1 protein-coding gene is annotated in these 1,330 nt (G+C 36.5%); it reads right to left on the bottom strand.

The features are described 5' to 3' along the window. Positions 1 to 127: 127 nt before the first annotated feature. Positions 128 to 805 (bottom strand): hypothetical protein, encoded by a 678-nt coding sequence (locus FOL89_RS17450; protein WP_144284027.1) that lies wholly within the window; start codon positions 803 to 805, stop codon positions 128 to 130. Positions 806 to 1,330 lie beyond the last annotated feature (525 nt).

Raw genomic sequence — 1,330 nt, 5'->3', positions numbered from 1 at the left:
TAAATATTTGAATGTCAGAAACTTAAATATACGAATTATTGCTATTTTTTACAAAGTTTATCTCAATTATTATCCCGAACTCAGGTTAAATAAGATTATATTTTTCATTTAATTATTTGTTTTAAAATTAAGGACATTTTTTTGTTTTTCTGTTTCCATTTTCTAAGTATATTTCTGTATTGCCTGTATCTTCTACTTTATACAGCTTCAATCCTTGCATATTCATATATTTGTTGACAAAAGCCAAAAATTCTCTTTCCATTTTATTGTTATCGTAGCCGATATTGGTTTTAGCATTATTTAAATATATCTTATAATAGTCCTCTAAATCTTTAAGCTGTTGTGGTGTATAATTAGGTAAGGGATCAGCAATCGCACCATCGAAAGATAGGAGATAATTTCCATAATTGGTAACTAGTGTCATGTTCAATCGGTTGATATTTATTTTGGTCGTATTAAGGGGATTATTGTTGTAAGCAATGGCTCCGGTAATCCAACTGTTAAAAAACATCATATCCTGAGGGGAGAATAAGGGATACAAATCGCCATAATGGGTATGCATTACTGCAAATGTATATTGATTGGTAGGGATATTGACAACTTTGGTATCGGGTTGACCCTCAAATTGCTCATTTTGTATTCCTGTTTGCCCTGTTCCGGGTTGCGGATTACCCAGTCTGTTTCCAAATTCATGATCTTCACCTATTTTTCCTTCAAGATAAATAATATTATTTTTAAACTCTGTAAGATCTGTCGTTTTTTTCAGCTTTTCACAAGGATCAATCGTAAAAGGTAAGTTTGGCAAACTCGGCAAACCTATCGTACAGCCGTTCTCATCGGTAAAACCAGGTTGTGGGTCGGTCGGGATGATTGTTCCTGTACATGGCGGGTTGTTGTTTGTAGGAGGGGTGTAAATTCCGCCGGGACCGCCGCCACTTCCCCCGCCTGTATCAATCGGGGTAATTACATCATCCTTCTGGTCTATACAGGTGGTGGTTACAATCGTGTAGAGAATGGGAGGCGTTCCCTGTTCCAGTCCCTGATAAATAGGGCAGCTCTCGTAATTGGAGCCGTCATGATGCTGAGTACCGATGCATGTTGCAGCATAAAACTCTTAATATAAAAAAATAAAGGCAATCATATTAAGAAAGCCTTTGTTTTTCGCTACTGTTTCACCAGGACTACATTATTGGGCAGCTCAAAAGTTGGTTTTCCTACGTAGAAACTTGCCGGATTGCCACGATAAGACATTAAGCCGTTATACTGTATTTTAATTTTGGGGGCAACCCCGATTATATTAAAATCTATTGGATAAATATCGGTATTGGTT

Source organism: Chryseobacterium echinoideorum (assembly GCF_007474535.1).
GTDB classification, from domain to species: domain Bacteria; phylum Bacteroidota; class Bacteroidia; order Flavobacteriales; family Weeksellaceae; genus Chryseobacterium; species Chryseobacterium echinoideorum.
The sequence above is the reverse complement of the archived record's forward strand: the minus strand, read 5'-3'. Positions and strand labels throughout refer to the sequence as shown.